Genomic DNA, 19474 nt, shown 5'->3' on the forward strand with positions numbered 1-19474 from the left:
CTCAATCACCTGACCCTCCCGCACGTCCAACCGCCTACCCGGCATCACTACCTCCAGTCACCACACAAAGATCATGTGCAACAACCGGTTGAGGCCAAGGACCGGAAATCCGGTTGGTGGGTGCACAAAGTGGGGCGGGTACGGCGAACTCCCCGCGACCTGGGTGGTCGCGGGGAGTTCGAGGGGTGGGGTCAGGCGGCTTCGAGGGCGAGGTCGGGGGTGTCGGTGTCGGTCTCGGTCTGCTCGGCCTGCTTGGCGGGGCGCATCAGGGTGTAGGCGATCGCGACGGCGGCGGCGACGATGCCGGCGGCGATGGCGAAGGACAGGTGGTAGCCGGAGGTCAGAGCCTCCAGCGCCGGCTTGGTCGAGGCGACCGCCTCGGTGCGGGTGGCGGAGAGCGTGGCCAGGACGGCCAGGCCCAGGGCGGCGCCGACCTCGGCGGTGGTGCCGATCAGACCGGAGGCCAGACCCGCGTCCTCCGGCTTCACGTCAGCCATCGACAGCCCCATCAGAGCCGGGAAGCAGACGCCGCCACCGAGGCCCAGCAGCACCAGCACCGGCAGCACGTGGACGAAGTAGTTGCCGCCGACCGGAGCCTGCGTGAAGAGCAGCAGACCGACAACGATCAGCGTCAGTCCGGCGATCAGCGGGCGGCGGGGGCCGAACCGCATGACCAGCTTCTCGGAGTACTTCACCGACAGCAGCCCCATCACCACGGTGGTCGGCAGGAACGCCAGTCCGATCTCCAGAGCGGAGTACCCGAGCACCCGCTGCAGGTAGAGCGAGCCGAGGAAGAAGATGCCGAACATTCCCGAGCTGGACAGCGCCTGGACCAGGTTCGCACCGGTCAGGTTGCGGGAGCGGAAGATCCGCAGCGGCACCAGCGGGTTCGCGGCGGTCGCCTCACGGACGATGAACGCGGCCAGCAGGGTCAGCGTCACCAGGCCCAGTACGACGGTCCGCGGTGCGGTCCAGCCCAGCTCGGCGGCCGGTTTGACGATGGTGAAGACGCCGACCATCAGCGCGGCGGTGATCAGTACGGCGCCCGGTACGTCGGTGCCGCGGCCCAGCCCGAGGCCCTTGTCCTTGTCGATCAGCTTGACGGCCAGCACGGCGGTCAGCGCGCCGATCGGCAGGTTCACGAAGAAGATCCAGTGCCAGTTGATCGCCTGGGTCAGCACGCCACCGGCCAGCAGACCGATCGAGCCGCCGGCCGACGCCACGAAGGCGTAAACGCCGATCGCCTTGGCCTGCTCACGCGGCTCGGGGAACAGGGTCACGATCATGCCCAGGATCACCGCGGAGGTCAGTGCGCCGCCGACACCCTGGATGAACCTGGCGATGACGAGCACCTCCTGGGACTGGGCCAGTCCGCACAGCACCGAGGCGGCGGTGAAGACGACCAGGCCGGCGGTGAAGATGTTGCGGCGGCCGAGCAGGTCGCCGAGCCGGCCGGCCAGCAGGAGCAGGCCGCCGAAAGCGATCAGGTAGGCGTTCACCACCCACGCCAGCGAGGAACTGGTGAAGCCGAGGTCGTCCTGGATGGCCGGCAGGGCCACGTTCACCACGGTGACGTCGAGCACGATCATCAACATGCCAGCGCACAGCGTGTAGAGGGCCAGCCAGCGCGAGCGGCCGCCCTGCGCGGCCGGCGAAGTCGCCAGGGTTTCGGTCGTCGCGTACATCTTGGGTCTCCTTGAGTCCTTGTGAGGGCCTTTACACCCTTACGTCGGACCGGGAGGGCTCAGATTGACACGTCCTCAGAACTTTTTTTCGGGCCCGTGCGACCGACCCGGGACAACCAGTACCCGACCAAGGCGGGAACCAGGCCGGAACCGACCACCAGCAGCGTCGGGAGCTGGGAGGCGAGCGCGAACCAGGTGAGCAGGATGATCACGCCACCGGCCACCGGGAGTGAGTGGCGGAGCAGGAAGAGGTTGGCCGACCGGAACAGCGTCTTCATGGTCGTGTCGTCGTCCGCCTCGGGCAGCAGCGCGAGCGCGCTCAGGTAGATCCCGAGGATCATCCCGGTGAGCGGGATCAGCACGGCGAGGGCGAAGACCCGTACTCCACCGCCGGAGTACGCCCAGAACGCGATCCCGAAGGCGAGCATCAGCCCGCCGAGATACAGCCCGATCCCGGTCAGCCAGAACCGCCGGAACGCCCAGCCGAACTCCTTGAAGAACCGCCGCAGCAACGACGGCCGGTCCTGGCTGATCGCGTCCGGCAGCACCCGTTGCAGCGCGAACGCCGCCGGGAACAGCGTGACGATGCCGAACGAGAGCACCAGGAACACCAGCTGCAGCATCAGCAGATCGCCGATGATCGACAGCTTGGACAGCACAGTGCTGGTCCGGCCGGCGCCTTCCACCGATTGCCTCCTCGTTCCGTGTGAGCGTGCCTGATCGTATGATCACGAACAATCACGCGCCACATACTGCGCCAGACTGGGCCACAGCACAGGGGACTGCATGCTTGCACCGGAGCGCCACGAGCTGATCCTGCGGAGCCTGCGCCGGCACGGCCGGCTCCGGGTGGCCGAGCTGGTCGCCGAGCTCGGCGTCTCCGCGATCACAGTACGCCGGGATCTCGCCGAACTGGATTCGGCCGGACTCCTTCGCCGGGTCCACGGAGGCGCTCTCGGCATCACCTCGGCCGACCACACCGCCGGCGGCCGGCCCACGATCGGGATCGTCGTACCGAGTGCGGCGACGTACTACTCCGACGTGATCCGCGGCGCCCAGGCGATGGCGGACCGGCATGGCGCCCGCCTGGTGCTCGGAGTGTCGAGCTACGACGCGACGATCGAGCAGGAGCGGATCGACAAGGTGCTGGGGGCCGGGGTGACTGGTCTGCTGCTCAGCACCGCGCTCGGCGACGCCGACGCGGACAAGGTCGGTTCGCGCCTGGACGACATCGAGGTACCGCTGGTGCTGATGGAGCGGGCGTTCGGATTCCCGCAGGTGGCGCGCGAGTACGACTACGTCCGGACCGACCACGAGTACGGCGCGATGCTGGCGCTGCGGCACTTCGCGGCCCTCGGGCACCGACGGATCGCGGTCAACCTGCAGGCAACGGTGACGGCGTACTGGCTGCGGCGCGGGATCGAGGCAGCCGCGTCGACGCTGGGTGTGGAGGTGTTCCTGTCGCCGGTGGACCTGCCGATGGAAGGCAAGGATGCGGCCACGCTCGCGCAGCTCGACGCGTTCCTGGCCGAGTGCGAGTCGTTCGGCACCCACGCGGTCCTGATCCACTCCGACGAGCACGCTGCGCGACTGGTCGAGCGGGCGATGGAGCTCGGGCTGCGGGTTCCGGAGGATCTGGCCGTGATCGCGTACAACGACGTGACCGCCGCCCTGGCCGTCGTGCCGCTGACCGCTGTCAGTCCGGCCAAGTTCATCCTCGGCGGGACCGCCTGCGAGCTGCTGCTCCGCCGCCTCGAGTCCGGTGCGCCCCGTCCGACCGCGGTCCAGCACCTCAGCCTGCTCCCGGAACTCCGGATCCGGTCCTCCTGTGGAGCGCTTCAACCGGCCATCCACTGATCGGTGCGGTTCCGGATCTGATCGAATGTGATCATTCGAGCGTCAGGGTATTGACGAGGAAAGCCCTTTCCCATACTTTCGCTGCACCTGGTGCTGGCCCGGCCCTCCGGACCCGCCCGAAACAGGTTCGGCAGCGAAGGAGTTCCCCTGTGAGACGTGGTGTGGGACTGACCTTGCTGGCGGCGGCGCTCAGCGTCGTGGTCAGCAGTTGTGGCAACGGGGTGATCGACAAGAGCACGGACGGGGTTCCCCCGGCCGAGGCCACCGGCACCCTGCGGATATTGCTTCCGTCCTTCCCGCCCAGTACCAAGGGCCGGGAAGAGTTCCAGAAGGTCGTCGACGACTTCCACCAGGCCTATCCGAAGATGAAGGTCGAGCCGGACTTCGCGACGTACAACAACCTGAACGAGAAGTTGTCGACGTCGATCGCGGCCGGCATCCCGTACGACGTGATGGTCACGGGTGTGGGCTGGATCCAGCCGTTCGCGTCGAAGCGGATCTTCGAGGATCTCGGCAACTACGGCGTGACGCCGGACGTGATCAAGGAGAAGAGCGCCGCGGCGCTGATCCCGGCGGCGACGTACGACGGCAAGCTGTACGGCTACCCGCTGGTCGCCGACGCCCGCGCGGTCGCGCTGCGCAAGAGCGCGTTCCGTGAGGCGGGCCTCGATCCGGACAAGCCGCCGACGTCGCTGACCGAGATCAAGGCCGCGGCCGAGAAGCTGACCAAGCGGGACAAGGACGGCAACATCACCCGCAGCGGTTTCGACCTTGCCTCCGCGACCGGTTTCCGGCAGTCGTTCACGACGTTCCTGACCTCCACGGGGACGCAGCTCTACGTCAAGGGTGAGCCGACCTTCGACAGCCAGGCCGGGTTGGACACGCTGAACTGGATCAAGTCGATGATCAACAACGTCCAGCCGTACGGCCAGACGAACGCGGCCCAGCAGCCGCTGGTGTACAGCGGCGAGGCCGCGATGGGCATCGTGGGTGGTGCGGTCGACTGCTCGGACAAGGGCATCGGCCAGAAGAACTGCGACGACCTGAAGTTCTTCCGCTTCAACAGCGGCAAGGAGATCGAGTACGTCGGTGGCGACCTGGCCTCGATCGGGTCGCGCAGCCGGCACAAGGATGCGGCCTGGGCGTTCATCCAGTCGCTGACCAAGCCGACCACTCTGGACGCGCTGGCCAAGCTGAACAAGAAGATTCCGGCCTACAAGGACGCCGGCAACTCGCCGCAGGCCAAGTCGAACCCGTTGAGCAAGTTCGTCGCCGACGGCCTGGTCTATGCGGCCAACGAGAACGAGGTGCCGTCCAACTGGCTCGAGATGCGCGGCAACTTCGACATCCAGCTCACCCAGGCGGTCCTCGGACAGAAGGATCCCGCGAAGGTGCTGCACAACCTGGCAGGACAGTCCCGATGAGCACAACTCTTGAACGTCCAGCACTGGACACTCCGCGCAAGGTCACCCCGTCCAAGGACAGCCGCACGCTGCTCCGCAGTCAGGTCCGGACCGGCTGGGCCATGCTGACGCCGGCGCTGCTGCACTCCGGCATCTTCATCGTCATCCCGGTCGTCGCCGTCCTGGTGCTGAGCCTGACCGACTACAGCTTCGGTGACACCTGGTCGTGGGTCGGGTTCGGCAACTACGCCGACCTGTTCCGCGACGTCGACTTCCTGGCCTCGCTGTGGCACACGGTGCTCTACGCGATCGTGGTGATCCCGATCTCGATGGCGATCTCGCTGGCCGTCGCGATCGGGCTGAACCAGAAGATCCGGGGGATCGGGTTCTTCCGGACCGCGTTCTACATCCCGACGGTGACCGCGACGGTCGCCATCGCCACCATCTGGCTGTGGATCTACAACCCGGGCTCCGGTCTGGCGAACGGGTTCCTCAGCCTGTTCGGGTTCGCCCCGAACCGCTGGCTGGCCGACCCGGCGACCGCGCTGCCGTCGCTGATGGTGGTCGGGATCTGGCAGGGGCTCGGGACCAAGATCATCATCTACCTGGCCGCGCTGCAGGGCGTCTCCCGCGATCTGCTGGAGTCGGCCGACCTGGACGGCGCGAACCGCTGGCAGCGGTTCCGGAACGTGACCTGGCCGGCGCTGGGACCGGTGCAGTTCTTCGTCCTGATCACGTCGATCGTCGGCACCTTCCAGGTGTTCGACCTGGTCTACGTGATGACCCGCGGCGGTCCCGGCAGTGAGACCCGCGTGCTGGTGCTGGACATCTACCAGAACGCTTTCCAGGACCTGAAACTCGGCTATGCGTCCGCCGAGACCGTGATCATGATGATCGTGATCGCGCTCTTCATCGGCGTCGGGCGCTTCCTCCAGAGGGCGGATGCCAATGACTAGCGCTACCTTGCCGGCGGTCGGATCCGCCAAGCCGTCGACCAAGCCCTCGGCCATCCGGCCGGGCCGGATCGTGCTGTACGTCGTACTGATCGTCGGCGCGATCCTGATGATCACGCCGTTCGTCTGGATGGTGCTCACCGCGTTCAAGAGCGACCTGGAGATCATGAAGTTCTCCTGGCTGCCCGGGGAACTGCGCTGGCGCAACTTCTCCGAGGCGATGCAGACGGCGCCGTTCCTGCGCTACTTCCGCAACAGCCTGTTCATCGCGGTCGGCGAGACGGCGTTCACCCTCGCGGTCTGTACGACGGCCGGCTACGCGCTGGCGAAGATGCCGCTGCGTGGCGGCAAGATGCTGCTGAACTACTTCATCCTGCTGCTGCTGGTGCCGTTCCAGATCATCCTCGTGCCGCTGTTCCTGATCGTGAAGTCGATTCCGCTGTTCGGCGGGAACAACATCCTCGGCCAGGGCGGCATCGGCTGGCTGAACTCGTGGTGGGGCCTGATCATCCCGCTCGGCGCGGCGCCGCTGTTCACCTTCCTGGCCCGGCAGTTCTACGTCTCGCTGCCGGACGAACTGGCCCAGGCGGCCCGGGTGGACGGGCTCGGTGAGTTCGGCATCTTCTGGCGGATCATGACGCCGCTGATCAAGCCGGCCCTGATCACGATCTGCGTGTTCCAGATCGAGGCGGCCTGGAACGGTTTCCTCTGGCCGCTGATGATCACCACGTCGGACACGATGCGCCCGCTGCAGCTGGGGCTGGCGATCTTCTCGCAGAACCCGGCCGAGATCCAGTGGCCGTACCTGATGGCCGGCACGGCGCTGGCGACGCTGCCGATGATCGTGCTGTTCGTCTTCGCCCAGAAGCGGTTCGTCGAAGGAATGGCGAACGTGGGCATCAAGGGCTAGAAGGCACCTGGGCCCTCGAACAGGTGCTCACCCCGCCCCGGGTGAGCACCTGCGAGGCCCCCCTCCACATGCGGTGGTCCCGAAGAAACACCGGAGCTTCCCCCAAGTGGCCCCCCACCAGGTCGCTCACCCGTTTATCGGCACAGTGTGGCCGCCGTTACATCATTCGTGCGGTTTTTTCGTGGACTCCCCGCACGATTTCTGTAGGTCCCTACCAAATTCCCACCAAATGTCACCTGCCGCATCACCGCAATAACGCTGGGTGAGAATCGTGACGGAGAATCATCAGCCGAGGTGGGCGTGGACCACGTGGCGGACCATCGGGGTGAGGTCGGTGGTGGCGAGGAGGTCCAGGGCCTTGGTGGCTCGGAGGATCGCCAGGCCGTGGATGTTGGTCCACAGGGCGATGGCGCGGTCGCGGGCATCGTCGGGGTGAACCTGGGCGACCAGGTCGATGAAGACCTGGAAGAGCGGGAGTGACTGCTGGCGGAGATTCCCGCCGGCGCCTTCCAGCAGGTCATGCCTGAACAGCAGGTCGAACATGCCCGGCCGCTCGGCAGCGAACTCCAGGTAGCGCTCGGCCGCCCCGACCAACAGCTCCTCAGGGGACTCACGACGTACGTCGACCGTTTGGAGTCGACTCGCGAGGTCAGCCAGACCGGTGGCGGCGATGGCCGCGAGCAGCGAGTTGTGGGTCGGGAAGTAGCGGCGCGGTGCCCCGTGGGAGACGCCCGTACGACGCGTGATCGCGCGCAACGAAAGGTTCGCCAGGCCATCTTCCTCGAGCAACTCGACGCCGGCCTGCACAAGCCGCTCACGCAACGGGATCTCAGTCACGTAGACATTGTCAACCCTTGCGTTGTCGTTGACTGCGGGATAGGAGGTCTTCATGTACGCCGAGGCCGTGGAGGCTGGCCGGGCTGCGCTTTCGCAGGGGGCCTGGCTGGTTGCCCGTGCGCAGTTCGAAGGAGCTCTCGAGGTTTCGGCAACCCCGGAAGCCTTTGAAGGACTGAGCTGGGCTACCTGGTGGCTCGAGGATGCGGCGGCTTGCCTGGAGGCGCGTGAGCAGGCGTACCGGTTGTACCGGCAGGCCGGCGATGCGCGAGGTGCGGCCAGGATGGCGTTGTGGCTCGGTGACGATCACAACGAGTTCTACGGGGCTGGCGCGGTTGCCGAGGGATGGTTCAACCGGGCCGCGCGCCTACTCGACGAGCTGGAGTCGTGTCCGGAGCTCGGCTGGCTCCGGGTTTTCGATGCGCACGCCGCGCTTGGGCGCCACGACACCGAGCGCGCGCGGGAACTCGCCGGTGAAGCACGCGAGATCGGCCGGAGGCATGGCGCGGTGGATCTGGAGATGTTCAGCCTGGCCACCGAGGGCCTTGCGCTGGTGGAGGACGGGTCCGTTGAGCAGGGGATGCGGTGTCTGGACGAGGCGACGGCGGCCGCGCTGGGTGGGGAGTACGAGAACCTCGCTCCGGCCGCATGGACGTGTTGCCGGCTGATGTCCGCATGTGAGGAGATCCGCGACTACGAACGCGGCGCGCAGTGGTGCCGGCAGATCGAGGAGTTCAGCCGGCGGATGGAGGCTAGGTTCGTCACCGGCGTCTGCCGGGCGCATTACGCGGCGATCCTCAGCTGGCACGGTCGGTGGAGTGAGGCGGAGCTGGAGTTGATCGGAGCTCGCGAAGACCTCACCGCGAAACGTCCCTTCTGGCGGGCCGAGGCTGTCGTACGCCTTGCTGAGCTGCGTCGACGGCAAGGGCGGGCGGCTGAGGCAGCGGCGTTGTTCGAGGAGGTCGCGTCGCATCCGCTCGCCCGTCGCGGCGTGGCCGAGCTCTGCCTCGACCGAGACGAGCCGGCCGCGGCGCGGGACGTGCTGAATCGGATGCTGCGGCGGATTCCGGCGGGATCGGTTGCTCGCGCCTGGCCGCTCGAGCTTCTCGTTCGGGCTGAGACGGCCTTGGGTGACAACGAGTCGGCGGCGATCCACTTGGCCGAGTTCGGCTCGATCGCCGCGACAGTGGCCACGCCGCCGTTGCGCGCGGCGGCACGGTTCGGTGAGGGACTCCAGGCGGCTGCGGTCGGCGACCACACGAAGGCGTGTAGGTGCTTCGAGGATGCGGTCGACCTGTTCGACGGCATGGCTCCCTTCGAGGCCGGACATGCCCGTTTGGAGCTTGCGCGGAGTCTGCTGGCTCTCGGCCGCACCGATGCGGCTCGGCGAGAGGCCCGTGCAGCGCTTGAAGCGGTCGCCGTACCGAGACGGGATCAGGCCGAGTTGCTGACCTCACTGGGGCTGCGGCGGACGGTGCTGAGCTTGCGACAGGTCGAGGTACTGCGTCTGATCGCTGGCGGACTGGGGGATCGCGAGATCGCCGGCCGACTAGTGATCAGCGAGCACACCGTGCACCGGCACGTCGCGAACATCTACATCCGGCTGGACTGCTCGACCCGTGCGGCGGCCGTGTCCCGAGCCACTCAGTTGGGCCTGTTGTAGCCGGCCGGGATGGCCTGAACAGGTGAAGCGGTCGGGGCGTTGTCTGGTCGATGCTGCTGAGCATGGAGCTGCTGGCGCAGTACAAGGAAGCGGTGCGGGACACTTGGTCCACCGGGGACTACGACGCGATGTTGCGGGAAGAGGGGCTGTACGAGGCCGGAGCGCGGTTGGTGCGGACGGTCGGCGTTCGGCCTGGTGTGGACGTACTGGACGTGGCCTGTGGGACCGGGAACGCCACGATTCCGGCCGCGGCGGCGGGAGCGCGAGTCACCGGGCTGGATCTGACGCCCGCGATGCTCGCGACCGCACGCGAACGTGCCGGGGATCGCGAGATCGAATGGGTCGAAGGGGACGCCGAGGATCTGCCGTTTCCGGCTGAGCACTTCGACGTCGTACTGTCCACGTTCGGGTGCATGTTCGCGCCTCGGCACGAGGTCGTCGCCGACGAGATCGCCCGGGTACTTCGGCCCGGTGGCCGGATCGGACTGTGCGCCTGGACACCGGAAGGGTCGATCGGGGAGTTCTTCCGGATGGTTGGTGCGTATGTCCCACCCGCCCCGGAGTTCGTCGATCCGCCGCTGGCTTGGGGCGACGAGGACCACGTCCGGGAGCTGTTCGAGGGCACCGGGATCGAGCTCGAGTTCAGCCGTGAGCTGGCCGGGCTTCATCACGAGTCGCCGGAGGCCGCGGCTGATTGCTACGGGACGAAGTTCGGCCCGGTCATGCTGGCCCGGCAGGCATTGGGTGATCGATGGCCGGCTCTGCGGGCCGACCTGATCGAGCTGTTCACCCGGGATGGCAGTCCGAGCGGGACTGGCGTCGTACTGCCGGCCGAGTACCTCGTGATCCAGGGGCGGAAGTCAGCCGGGTCGGTGGGCGACTAGGGCGTAGGAGTTGGGGAGTCGGCCGGCCCAGGCGGCTGCCTTGGTCCCGTCGCCGGGTCGCCAGAAGGGTTCGGCGTACTCCTCGAGTACGTCGAGGCGCAGGCCGGCCGCAGTGATCGCGGTGACGATGTGGCCGAGGTTCCACTGCCATTCGAGGGCGCCGTTGCCAGGGAACGTGTCGTTGATGTTGGTCTCGGCGAAGTAGTTGCGGTCCGGCCGGATCCGCGGTTCGTCCTCGTCCCAGGTCCATAGTGGAACCGTCGGGTGCGCCTCGTACACGAACAGGCTCCCGCCCGGCCGTAGTACGCGAGCCACATCCCGAGCCCACGCACCGATGTCGCGCATCCAGATCAACGCGCCCTTGCCCGTGTAGACGAGATCGACAGATCCGTCCTTCACCGGTACGCCGGGAACCTCGGCAACGACGTACCGGCACGCAACCCCCAGCTCCACTGCGCGCCGCTGAGCCGCCCCCGCCGCGACCGCGCTGTAGTCCACCCCGATCACCCGCGACGCCCCACCGTTCACCAGTGCGACGTCGTCCAGCCCGTGCCCGCTCTGAAAGTGCACAACCACAGGCCGATCGGCGAGCAACGGCGCCAACAACTCCGCCTCCCGCGCAAACAATCGCCCACCATCCCGAGCCTGCGCCAACAGCTCGTCGTACTCCCGAACATGCTTGCCCGAAGCCCGTTCCCACACAACCCGATTACCCCGCACCACCTCATCCATCCGACGAGTCTCCCGCACACAGTCGCGAACCTGCAGCCGGATTTGCGCTGAGGAGTGGGTTCCCTTGTGTGGTCGATCTAGGAAGTGGTATCGGCGAACCGCCGGATCGAGTCGGCTGCCCCCATCGCGGGACTCGGGTCGACGGCATAAACAAACAGCGCTTCGTCCTTGGGTCCCCTATCTGCCCCCTCTAGGGTCCTCGCGTAATCGCGGACCTGGACAGAGGCCGCAGTCAGTGTGCCGCTGTTCTGAAACAGGCTGACCGAGTGTGCCTTGCCGTTGTAAACCCAGCGAATGTACGTGCTCTTGCCAGGCGTGAACGGCTGCCACCCAGACGCCAAGAGATAGTCGTGGACCGTTCTCGGGTTGCGTGATCCGGCGTACCGCTCGAACCGGCTGAGCATCGCGTCCACGGCATCGCCGGGCTCTCGCGTGACGCCGCGTGCTTCCAGCTCGCCTTCAAAGGCATCGATCACCTTGTCTTGTGTTGCAGCGTCTGACTCCCGAAGGACGTCCTCGAGAGTCCTGAGGGCTGCTCGACCGACCTCCATCTCCTTGTCTCCGACCTTGAAGCGAACCGGAACCAGGCCGAAGGTCGCCATCGCCAGGAATGCGGCTCCGATCAGAAGGAGCGCTCCTGACCCGACCTCGTTCTCTGTCCAAAACACTGCGAGGGCTCCGGCAGCGGCGGTGACGCATCCGATCAGCGCTGCGATTGCGCGCTCTCCGGGCGAGGCGGCTGAACCGTTTGATGGTGATGTAACGAGCGACGACCGCTCGTCTCCCCCAGACTCTGTCATCCGGACAGGATGCACTGGCGAGCTGCTTTCGTCACTACCGAACGTGAAGGTTTCTCCAGCAACATCTGCAAGCGATCAGCAATCGTTTGAGCCCTCGCCCGGGTCGATTGCGTAGCGCAGGCTGAGGATTCCTTCGGGGGTTGTGTTGCTGGTGAGGAGGCGGAGTGGGGTGGGTGATTGGTCGAGGGTGAGCTCGGGGCCGTCGAAGATGGTGGGGACTCCGCGGCCGCCGATGGCGGTGGGGAGGAGGACGAGGTGGAGCTCGTCGATCAGGCTGGCGCGGAGGAGGGTGCCGTTCAGGGTGCCGCCGGCTTCTGAGATGACGTGGGTGACGCCGAGGGCGTCTCGCATGCGGTGGAGTGCGAGCGCGAGGTCGACGCGGTCGTCGCCGGCGACCAGGTAGGGGATGGTTTCGCGGCGGAGATAGGCGAGGTACGACGCCGGGGTCGCGCGGGCGACGAGGAGCAGGAGATCAATGCCGGCGCCGCCTTTCTGATCCCAGTGCACTCGACCTCGACCGTCCACGACCGTGAACCACTTCCGGTGATCCGGATGCTCAACGACCTCCGGCGGCAGATAGTCCTCGTACAGCCCGTCGTCGTCCGCCGGTGGCAGTTCCAGCGGCGCAGCATCGTTGGTGACGAAGGTGCCGCTGCCCTCAAGGATTGCGGTCGGCGCGTACAACTCCTCGAGCAAAGCGTTCCGCGCCGCATACACCGCGTCCGCGCCATCCGGCTGCATCGAGTGCCATACGCGCCCGGCCTCCTCGGACAGCAGCAGCCGATCGCGCCCGAGCGTCACCCGGCCGTCCACCGACGCTGTCACGGATACCACCACACGCGCCCGATCAGTCATGCCCGACTTCTTACCAACGGCCACCGACAGTTAGAGGGCGTCTGAGGACCGCGCACCTCCTCGCGACGGCGCAGGGTTCTCAGACGCCCTCTTACTCGTTGTGCAGCACCTCGGCGATCGTTGTCCGGGCAGCCGAGCGAGCCGGGAGCAGCGCGCCGAGGCCGGCGATGACGATGCCGGCCAGGACCAGCAGGGCAAGGAGTTCCGGCGGATACACGTCGAGCATGAAGTCCGGTACGTCGACCTGCGCGCCGTTCGCCATCGCCGGAACGACCAGCCGGTGAGCAACAACCCCCAGCGGGATCCCCAGCAACCCCCCGATCGCCCCCAGCGCGGCCATCGACGTCACGACCATTAACGTCACCTGGGCCGGCGTCATACCGATCGACTTCAGCATGCCGAGGTCGCGGCGCCGCTCGCGGGTGTTCAGTACGACGGTGTTGAACACGCCCAGCGCAGCCACGGTCCCGAGCATCAAGGTCAGCAGGATGACGGTCACCAGGACCACCGTGACGAACGTGCCCGCGTCCTGACCGTCAGTCTGCTGCAGCCCCGGATCGCCGGCCTGCACGGCCTTGACGTAGGTGCCGAGGTCAGTGCCCGGCTGGAGCTGGACCTCGTAAATCTGCGCCCGCGTCTCAGGTGCAACGAGTTGCAGCGTCGCCCAGTTCGACAGCACCTCGTCGCCCGAGTTGTAGAGGGCCTTGCCGACAATCCGCACCCGCACGCTCTTGCCCTGCGAGTCCAGCGTGATCGTGTCGCCGACCGCCAGCGCCCGCTGCCGCAGGAAGCGCTCGGACACGACCACCTGCCCCGGTCCGTCGAACCACTGCCCCTCCAGCAGCCGATAGCCAAGGTGCTCGAAATCCCCACGATAGAAGGACACTCGCAGGTCCTGACTCGTCCCGGTCAGCCGCATCGGGAGGTCCGCACTCGCCGTCACGTACTGCGCTCCCGCCGTGGACCGCAGCAGCGCCTCGTCGTCCGGATCGCTCAACTTCGCGACCGGAGGCCCGTCCTCCGACGGCGGCCGCGGTCCCGACGTACCCGCGAACATCGTCAGGTCGACCGCACCCACGCGGCTCGCGGCCGTCTGGTAGTCGGTCAGCGACGTCCCGAGCCCCACCGCCAGCGTCACGCTTGTCACCCCGAGTACGACGGCAGCCAGCGTCAGCGCACTGCGTGCCGGGCGGGCGAACGGCAGACCGAGACCAAGGCTGACCGACCGCGGCAGCCGGGTTCCGCTCAGCCAGCGCTGCGCACGCAGACCGCGACCGGCACGCGGCGCACTTCCCGCGCTGATCGCCTGTGCGGCCGACAGGCTGCGAGCGCGCAGTGCGGGAACGAATGCGGACAACGCGACCAGGACAGGTACGCCGACCATCGCAGCCACGTCCACCCACACCGGTACGCCGACCCCACCGGCGCCGTAGTTCTCGAAAGCCCTTGTCAGCAAGGACTCCGCGAGCAGATTGCCCGCGACGACCCCGAGTGCACACCCGACGATCGCCGGGATCGAGATCATCGCCAGATAGACCGCCATCACCTGTGTGGGCGTGAATCCGAGCGCTTTCAGCACGCCGATGTGCTTGAAGCCGGCCACCACCGCACCACTGACCACGTTGACCACGATCAGCGCGGCCACCGCCAGTCCGAGCCAACCGAACACCATCAGGAACGGCACGAACGTGTTCGGCTCACCGGTAGCGAGTGCCTTCAAAGCAAGGTAAGACTGCGTCCCCAGCAGAGCCCCGGACGGCAGTCCGGTCGTCACAGCGGTCTGGCCGGCGGTGATCTGCTCGTTCGTCGCGGCATGGGCGAAGCGGTACAGCATCTGACTCGCCGTCGGATGCAACGCCGTCATCTGCTCCGGAACCACCCAGGCATCGGCCGACATGCTCACGCTGTACGCGAACCCGACGACTGTCAGCGTCGGCCCACCGTTCGCGACCGTGACCTTGGAGTCCAACGTCATGGCTCCGGGGCCGTTGCTCGACTCGACCGGGTTCCGGTTCAGCACGATCTCGCCCGGCTTGTCCGCCCACCGGCCCTTCCACACGTTCAGCCGGTCGACCGGCCCACCGGCATCGGCCCGCCCGACTGTCACAAGCGAGTCAGGCTCACCGGGCTGCTGCCCCGATCCCAGCGCCACCGTCGCCGTGGCGAAGGGACCTGCCACTGCCTCGGCCGACTTGCTCGCTTCCGTGAGCTGCGAGTCCGTCACCTTGGTCCGGTCGTACGACGCGGTCAGGTGGGCACCGCTCTGCCGGGTGTACGCCTGGTCGAACGGACCACTTGACGCCGCGAGGAGTCCGAGCGCCACGACGATCATCGTTGTCGACAATGCGACAACCACGCCGATCACGATCGTCTGCAGCCGCCGTCGTCGTACCGCTGCTCGCGACACCGGCCAGACGGCGCTCACGGCGTACGCTCCAACGCGCGCTCGCCGGCGATCTGCCCGTCGACGACCTCGATCACGCGGCTCGCGCAGCGGGTCGCCAATTGCTGGTCGTGGGTGACCAGCAGCAGGGTCTGACCGATCTGGTTGAGGTCCAGCAGCAGGTCCATCACCTGCTCGCCGGCGCGGGTGTCGAGTGCGCCGGTCGGTTCGTCGGCGAGCAGGACGGCGGGCCGGTTCATCAGCGCCCTGGCGACGGCGACCCGTTGCCGCTCGCCACCACTGAGCTGGGCTGGATACGTGTTCCGGCGACCGCCGATGCCGAGTTCCTCGAAGAGTTCGAGGGCGCGTTTGCGGGCCTGCGAGGCCGACGTCCCGGTCAGCTGCGCGGCGAGTGCGACGTTGTCGAGGGCGGACAGATCGTCGAGCAGGTTGAAGAACTGGAAGATCATGCCGATCCGGCGGCGCCGGTAGAGCGCCAGCCCTTTCTCGTTCAGCGCGCCCAGGTCTTCGCCGTGGACCGTGACGGTCCCCGAGGTCGGCCGGTCGAGTCCGGCGACCATGCTGAGCAGCGTGGACTTGCCGCTGCCGGACGGTCCCATCACCGCTACCGCCTCGCCAGAGTTGATCTCTAGCGAAACCCCGTCGAGCGCGACGGATTCGCCGTACTCCTTGCGTACGGCGGTGAGCCGTACGACCGCCTGTCCGTTGCCTTCGTCATCGGTCATGGGTTCACGCTAGGAGCACCGGTGCCCGCCGGGCGTCAGCCTGCGGAGGTAACGTCCGCGGCGGGTCATCCTGCAGATGTACGCCTGCGGATGATGCGGAACCCGGACCGCCACTGGGACAGTGGTCCCGTGATCCTCTGGCTGGTAGTCGCGGTTGCGGTGGCGCTGCTCGCTGCCGGAACACTCGCGGTCGCGCTGGTCCGGGCCCAGCGGGCGCACGCCCGGGCGCTCGAGGAACGAGGCTGGTTGCTCGAACGCGAGCGGGAGACGGCAGCAAAGAATGCGGTCGACGCCGAACGAGCCCGGATCGCCCAGGACCTGCACGACATCGTCAGCCACAACGTGAGCGTGATGGTGATCCAAGCCGGTGCCGCCCGCCATGTGCTCGCGACCGAGCCGGCCGATGCCGAAGCCGCGTTACTGGCGGTCGAGGCGGCGGGGCGCGACACGATGAAGGAGCTCCGGCACCTGCTCGGTCTGCTCGCGCCGTCGGCCGACGGCGAGGACGAGAAGCTGTCCCCGCAGCCGAGTCTGAGCCGCCTAAGTCCCTTGATCGACCGGATCGCGTTCGCCGGACTGCCGGTCGACGTACGGATCTCCGGGGAGCCGCGACCACTCCCGGCCGGCGTCGACGTCACGGCGTACCGGATCATCCAGGAGGCGCTGACGAACGCGCTCAAGCACGGCGACGGAGTGCAGGCACAGGTGACAGTCCGGTACGCCGACCACGCGCTGCGGATCGAGATCCTGAACTCCGGGCCGAGCGTGCTCTCCGGCGGACGTCCACCCGGCCCGGACGGCGAGGGGCGTGGGCTGCTCGGACTGCGCCAGCGGGTCGCGGTGTACGGCGGCGACCTCGATGCGCGGCGTCGGCTCGGTGGTGGGTTCCGCGTGCGGGCCAAGATCCCGTTGGAGCGGCCGTGAGCGCGCCGCGGGTGGTGATCGCGGACGATCAGGCTCTGGTGCGGACCGGGTTCCGGATGATCCTGACCGCGCGGGGCATCGAGGTCGCCGGTGAGGCGGCCGACGGTGGCGAGGCCATCGATGCGGTCCGGCGGCTCCAGCCTGACGTTGTCTTGATGGACATCCGGATGCCGTCGATGGACGGGCTGGAGGCGACCCGGCGCATCCTCGCCGAGTCGCCGGACTGCCGCGTGCTGATCCTGACCACGTTCGACCTGGACCGCTACGTGTACGCCGCTCTGGCCGCGGGAGCCAGCGGCTTCCTACTGAAGGACGTCACGCCCGAGCACCTCGCGGCCGCTGTGCGGCTCGTCAACACCGGCGATGCCCTGCTCGCGCCCTCGATCACGCGACGGCTGGTCGAGCGGTTCGCGACCGGAGATTCAGTCTCGACGCCACCCGCCGTACATCGTGACCTGGCCGCGCTCACGCCGCGGGAGCTCGAAGTACTGACGCTGATGGGACACGGCCTGTCCAACGCCGAGCTCGCCACCGAGTTGACCCTCAGCGAGGCGACAGTGAAGACTCACGTCGCCAGGATCTTCGCCAAGTTGTCACTCCGTGATCGCGCCCAGGCCGTCGTACTCGCGTACGAAACGGGTCTGGTGGCCCCCGGAGCCTCGACCTGACGACGGTCTGCACTGGGGTTTGGGACTAAGGGGAATTGGTTGATGAGCGACGGACCGAGCGTCTGCATTCTGTGTGCCGAGAAGGGGCCGTTCAAGCGGCGGGGGGAGAAGGGCGGCTACGGGATCGAGGAGTGCCCTGCCTGCGGGCTCGTGCAACTCGTGCCCACGCCGACGCCCGAGACCCTGCGGGCGCTCTACGAGGGCGACACGTACTTCGACGGCGAAGCAGGGACCGGCTACTCGGAGTACGAGGACCAGGAAGAGGAGTACCTGGCGACGTTCCGTGAGGACGTCCGCCGGATCGGTGAGTTCATCCCGAGCGGCCGGATCCTCGAGGTCGGCTGCGGGTACGGCTACTTCCTGCAGGCCGCGGAAGAGGCCGGGTACGACGCGTACGGGATCGACCTCTCGCCGATGGCCGTCGAGTGGGCCGCGAAGCGCCACCCGGACCGCGTGTTCCTCGGTCTGCTCGAGGAGGTCCCCGAGATCCAGGACCAGAAGTACGACGTGATCTTCGGGTCGCACCTGATCGAGCACCTGACCGAGCCGTCCGACTTCCTCCGCCAAGCCGGCAAGCTGCTCCGCCCCGGCGGTCTGGTCGTCATGGTCACCCCGAACATCAAGAGCCTGCTGTCCCGCGTCTCCGGCTCCCGCTGGGTCTCGTACAAGATCCCGGAGCACGTCAGCTACTACGACCCGGGCACGATCACCACCCTGCTGAACCGCACCGGCTACACGGTCCGCAGCGTCGACAGCGCCTACCAGTACTACGCCCTGCCGTTCATCGGCACCCGCGTCCGCGAACTCCTGAACCCGGTCTCCCGCGTGGTCCCACCGGTGGAACGCCTCAAGGCCCTGCGCGACCGCAAGATCCGGGTCACCAGCGGCTCCATGCGCGTCCTGGCCGCCTGGAACGGCGAGTGAGTTGACCCGTGCCGCGGAGAGAATCGCGGCATGCGTCTCAGCCATCGTGCCTTCGGGACCCTGGCCGGCGGCGCCGTAGTGGGGCTGCTGACGGCGTGCGCCAAGGCTCCTGAGGAGGCGGCGGCCGATCGGCTCGAGTGGCTGCGCGGCCTCGACGGTGTGGAGAAGGTCGAGGTCGTGGCCGACGGCAACGACGAGCTGATCGTCCTGACCTCGGCGAAGCGGCGGCCGGACCAGGACATCGCCGCGCTGGTCGACAAGGTCAAGCGTGAGTTCGACCGGCACGACGATGACTACTACAACAGCATCGAGCTGGCCATCGACGACTTCCGGGCCCGGTTCTCGCCGTCGCCGAGGGCGGTGCGGGATCCCGATCTGCAGCGGGTGCTCTGGCTGCGCAAGGACGGCCGGGCGACGGCGTCGACGTACGGACCGTCGGGTTTGATCATGACGGCGCCGGCGTCTGCGGCGACCTTCAGGCGAAGTACCCGGGGCTGACCGGGTACATCCAGGGACCGGACCGGCTGGCCGGCATCTACTTCGCGGCGGCGGACATCGAGTTGGACGCGCTGCTCACGAGCCTGCCGACGCTCGTGACGGCTGAGCGGTTTCAGAGGCTCGAGCTCGGCTGGGGACTGGTCCGGGCGCCTTTGGCGGACTTCGCCAAGGCGTTCACTCCGCAGATCCGGACGCTGATCGGGCCGCTGGTGAAGATCCCCGGCGTCACACGGATCGACCTCCGCGACGACGACGGCGTGGCGAAACCGGAGACCGTCACCGTCAAGGATCGCGCCGGGTACGTCGCCGCGATCGCGAGCCTGCGCAAGGTCTGGGACTCGTACCTGTCGGTCCAGCTGATCAGGAGACCGTCGCAGTACGTCGGGAAACTCGGCCGACCGGTCTTCCGGGGCTCACTCTTCGACGCGGGCGCGGAGTACCGCATCCACGCGGCCGTCGCCGATCTCGCCCGCGTGACCGAGGTACAGGTCGGACCGGAGTCGGCCAACCTGACCATTGCCAGGGACATCGCCGATGCCGAGCTCGCTACGACCCTCAAGGCGATGGCCGAGCTGCCGGCAGCGAACCCGATCGACCTGGCGGTGAGCGACGACCCGGAAACCTTCGACATCACCTGGATCGGGCAGGTTACCGGCGGTAAGTTCATCGCCCCGAGCCCTGCCCCGGCCAAGGTGGATCCGGCGCTCATCACTCGGGTGACCACGGTCTGGGCCCGCGCATCCCGCTGAAGATCC

General features: G+C 67.6%; 19 protein-coding genes. 11 read left to right on the plus strand and 8 right to left on the minus strand.

Features of this window, described 5'->3' with window-relative positions:
- Positions 1 to 191 precede the first annotated feature (191 nt).
- Both E0H73_RS26760 and E0H73_RS26765 read right to left on the minus strand, forming a co-directional pair.
- Positions 192 to 1685 (minus strand): DHA2 family efflux MFS transporter permease subunit, encoded by a 1494-nt coding sequence (locus tag E0H73_RS26760; protein WP_131361309.1) that lies wholly within the window; start codon positions 1683 to 1685, stop codon positions 192 to 194.
- 59 nt (positions 1686 to 1744) lie between these two features.
- Entirely contained in the window at positions 1745 to 2371 is a 627-nt protein-coding gene (locus E0H73_RS26765) for a DUF624 domain-containing protein (protein WP_238164276.1), read from the minus strand.
- A gap of 100 nt (positions 2372 to 2471) precedes the next feature.
- Here E0H73_RS26765 and E0H73_RS26770 point away from each other — a divergent pair, with 100 nt between their 5' ends.
- The 4 genes from E0H73_RS26770 to E0H73_RS26785 all read left to right on the plus strand — a co-directional run bounded on the left by E0H73_RS26770 (position 2472) and on the right by E0H73_RS26785 (position 6808).
- Positions 2472 to 3542, plus strand: a complete 1071-nt coding sequence (locus E0H73_RS26770; RefSeq protein WP_131361310.1) for a LacI family DNA-binding transcriptional regulator — start codon at positions 2472 to 2474, stop codon at positions 3540 to 3542.
- A gap of 149 nt (positions 3543 to 3691) precedes the next feature.
- Entirely contained in the window at positions 3692 to 4966 is a 1275-nt protein-coding gene (locus E0H73_RS26775; protein WP_131361311.1) for an extracellular solute-binding protein, read from the plus strand.
- Positions 4963 to 5901: a carbohydrate ABC transporter permease gene (locus tag E0H73_RS26780; RefSeq protein WP_131361313.1), complete on the plus strand. Its 939-nt coding sequence runs from the start codon at positions 4963 to 4965 to the stop codon at positions 5899 to 5901. Before E0H73_RS26775 ends, E0H73_RS26780 begins: the two co-directional genes overlap by 4 nt.
- Positions 5894 to 6808 (plus strand): carbohydrate ABC transporter permease, encoded by a 915-nt coding sequence (locus E0H73_RS26785; RefSeq protein WP_131361315.1) that lies wholly within the window; start codon positions 5894 to 5896, stop codon positions 6806 to 6808. Before E0H73_RS26780 ends, E0H73_RS26785 begins: the two co-directional genes overlap by 8 nt.
- Positions 6809 to 7093: 285 nt before the next feature.
- On the opposite strand, the gene E0H73_RS26790 is transcribed toward E0H73_RS26785, so the two are convergent.
- Positions 7094 to 7645: a TetR/AcrR family transcriptional regulator gene (locus E0H73_RS26790; protein ID WP_238164278.1), complete on the minus strand. Its 552-nt coding sequence runs from the start codon at positions 7643 to 7645 to the stop codon at positions 7094 to 7096.
- A gap of 52 nt (positions 7646 to 7697) precedes the next feature.
- Here E0H73_RS26790 and E0H73_RS26795 point away from each other — a divergent pair, with 52 nt between their 5' ends.
- Positions 7698 to 9305 carry a LuxR C-terminal-related transcriptional regulator gene (locus E0H73_RS26795; RefSeq protein WP_131361318.1) on the plus strand — a complete coding sequence of 536 codons (1608 nt, stop codon included), beginning with the start codon at positions 7698 to 7700 and terminating at the stop codon, positions 9303 to 9305.
- 62 nt (positions 9306 to 9367) lie between these two features.
- Positions 9368 to 10189: a class I SAM-dependent methyltransferase gene (locus E0H73_RS26800; protein WP_238164279.1), complete on the plus strand. Its 822-nt coding sequence runs from the start codon at positions 9368 to 9370 to the stop codon at positions 10187 to 10189.
- Here the strand turns inward: E0H73_RS26800 and E0H73_RS26805 are convergent.
- From E0H73_RS26805 to E0H73_RS26825, 5 genes are all read right to left on the minus strand, one after another.
- Positions 10166 to 10921, minus strand: coding sequence for a class I SAM-dependent methyltransferase (locus E0H73_RS26805; RefSeq protein WP_131361321.1), 756 nt, complete (start codon positions 10919 to 10921; stop codon positions 10166 to 10168). The genes E0H73_RS26800 and E0H73_RS26805 overlap by 24 nt on opposite strands.
- Positions 10922 to 10998: 77 nt before the next feature.
- The gene (locus tag E0H73_RS26810; protein WP_131361323.1) at positions 10999 to 11721 is read right to left on the minus strand and encodes a hypothetical protein; all 723 of its coding nucleotides are present in this window, start codon (positions 11719 to 11721) and stop codon (positions 10999 to 11001) included.
- A gap of 75 nt (positions 11722 to 11796) precedes the next feature.
- On the minus strand, positions 11797 to 12576 hold the full coding sequence (locus tag E0H73_RS26815) for a RibD family protein (RefSeq protein WP_131361325.1): 780 nt from the start codon (positions 12574 to 12576) through the stop codon (positions 11797 to 11799).
- Between the two features lie 91 nt (positions 12577 to 12667).
- A complete protein-coding gene (locus tag E0H73_RS26820) occupies positions 12668 to 15001 on the minus strand; it encodes an ABC transporter permease (RefSeq protein WP_131361327.1) in 2334 nt (777 codons plus the stop codon).
- Positions 14998 to 15705 carry an ABC transporter ATP-binding protein gene (locus E0H73_RS26825; protein WP_131361329.1) on the minus strand — a complete coding sequence of 236 codons (708 nt, stop codon included), beginning with the start codon at positions 15703 to 15705 and terminating at the stop codon, positions 14998 to 15000. Before E0H73_RS26825 ends, E0H73_RS26820 begins: the two co-directional genes overlap by 4 nt.
- Before the next feature lie 129 nt (positions 15706 to 15834).
- Here E0H73_RS26825 and E0H73_RS26830 point away from each other — a divergent pair, with 129 nt between their 5' ends.
- The 5 genes from E0H73_RS26830 (at position 15835) to E0H73_RS26850 (ending at position 19468) form a co-directional block, all read left to right on the plus strand.
- Positions 15835 to 16629, plus strand: coding sequence for a sensor histidine kinase (locus E0H73_RS26830; RefSeq protein WP_238164280.1), 795 nt, complete (start codon positions 15835 to 15837; stop codon positions 16627 to 16629).
- Complete coding sequence (locus E0H73_RS26835) at positions 16626 to 17297, plus strand: response regulator (protein ID WP_131361331.1); 672 nt, start codon at positions 16626 to 16628, stop codon at positions 17295 to 17297. Before E0H73_RS26830 ends, E0H73_RS26835 begins: the two co-directional genes overlap by 4 nt.
- Positions 17298 to 17339: 42 nt before the next feature.
- The gene (locus tag E0H73_RS26840; RefSeq protein WP_131361333.1) at positions 17340 to 18221 is read left to right on the plus strand and encodes a class I SAM-dependent methyltransferase; all 882 of its coding nucleotides are present in this window, start codon (positions 17340 to 17342) and stop codon (positions 18219 to 18221) included.
- 30 nt (positions 18222 to 18251) lie between these two features.
- On the plus strand, positions 18252 to 18719 hold the full coding sequence (locus E0H73_RS26845; RefSeq protein ID WP_131361335.1) for a hypothetical protein: 468 nt from the start codon (positions 18252 to 18254) through the stop codon (positions 18717 to 18719).
- A gap of 62 nt (positions 18720 to 18781) precedes the next feature.
- A complete protein-coding gene (locus E0H73_RS26850; protein ID WP_131361337.1) occupies positions 18782 to 19468 on the plus strand; it encodes a hypothetical protein in 687 nt (228 codons plus the stop codon).
- The last annotated feature ends 6 nt before the right edge of the window (positions 19469 to 19474 follow it).

Source organism: Kribbella pittospori, from assembly GCF_004331465.1.
Taxonomy (GTDB): domain Bacteria; phylum Actinomycetota; class Actinomycetes; order Propionibacteriales; family Kribbellaceae; genus Kribbella; species Kribbella pittospori.

Bases quoted from the DNA above. Each gene is read 5' to 3' on its own strand.
- E0H73_RS26845 (WP_131361335.1), top strand. From the start codon at position 18,252: ATGCGTCTCAGCCATCGTGCCTTCGGGACCCTGGCCGGCGGCGCCGTA.
- E0H73_RS26825 (WP_131361329.1), bottom strand. From the start codon at position 15,705: ATGACCGATGACGAAGGCAACGGACAGGCGGTCGTACGGCTCACCGCC.
- E0H73_RS26770 (WP_131361310.1), top strand. From the start codon at position 2,472: ATGCTTGCACCGGAGCGCCACGAGCTGATCCTGCGGAGCCTGCGCCGG.
- E0H73_RS26795 (WP_131361318.1), top strand. From the start codon at position 7,698: ATGTACGCCGAGGCCGTGGAGGCTGGCCGGGCTGCGCTTTCGCAGGGG.
- E0H73_RS26760 (WP_131361309.1), bottom strand. From the start codon at position 1,685: ATGTACGCGACGACCGAAACCCTGGCGACTTCGCCGGCCGCGCAGGGC.
- E0H73_RS26780 (WP_131361313.1), top strand. From the start codon at position 4,963: ATGAGCACAACTCTTGAACGTCCAGCACTGGACACTCCGCGCAAGGTC.
- E0H73_RS26815 (WP_131361325.1), bottom strand. From the start codon at position 12,576: ATGACTGATCGGGCGCGTGTGGTGGTATCCGTGACAGCGTCGGTGGAC.
- E0H73_RS26810 (WP_131361323.1), bottom strand. From the start codon at position 11,721: ATGACAGAGTCTGGGGGAGACGAGCGGTCGTCGCTCGTTACATCACCA.
- E0H73_RS26800 (WP_238164279.1), top strand. From the start codon at position 9,368: ATGGAGCTGCTGGCGCAGTACAAGGAAGCGGTGCGGGACACTTGGTCC.
- E0H73_RS26840 (WP_131361333.1), top strand. From the start codon at position 17,340: ATGAGCGACGGACCGAGCGTCTGCATTCTGTGTGCCGAGAAGGGGCCG.
- E0H73_RS26805 (WP_131361321.1), bottom strand. From the start codon at position 10,921: ATGGATGAGGTGGTGCGGGGTAATCGGGTTGTGTGGGAACGGGCTTCG.
- E0H73_RS26785 (WP_131361315.1), top strand. From the start codon at position 5,894: ATGACTAGCGCTACCTTGCCGGCGGTCGGATCCGCCAAGCCGTCGACC.